General features: G+C 56.5%; 1 protein-coding gene. It reads right to left on the bottom strand.

Features of this window, described 5'->3' with window-relative positions; all coding sequences use genetic code 11:
• The coding region (locus Q0835_RS30250; RefSeq protein WP_298967216.1) for a hypothetical protein at positions 1 to 269 on the bottom strand (269 nt) is incomplete at both ends.

Genomic DNA, 269 nt, shown 5'->3' with positions numbered 1-269 from the left:
TCTTCCAGGCGAAGCTTCGCCCCTTGCAGCACTGTCACGAGCTCATCCAGAGCCGCCGGTGCCTTTGCTCCGGCACCGTTCAGCATGGAGGACAGGCTTTTGAATGGAACACCCTGCTCTTTAAGCTTTTTCAGGCTGGTGCTGGCCTCTTCAATCACTGTCACGAGCTTCTTCAGAGCCTCCGGCGCCTTGGCTCCGGCACCGTTCAGCATGGAGGACAGGCTTTTGAATGGAACACCCTGCTCTTTAAGCTTTTTCAGGCTGGTGCT

It is taken from the genome of uncultured Roseibium sp. (genome assembly GCF_947499295.1).
Taxonomy (GTDB): domain Bacteria; phylum Pseudomonadota; class Alphaproteobacteria; order Rhizobiales; family Stappiaceae; genus Roseibium.
The sequence above is the reverse complement of the archived record's forward strand: the minus strand, read 5'-3'. Positions and strand labels throughout refer to the sequence as shown.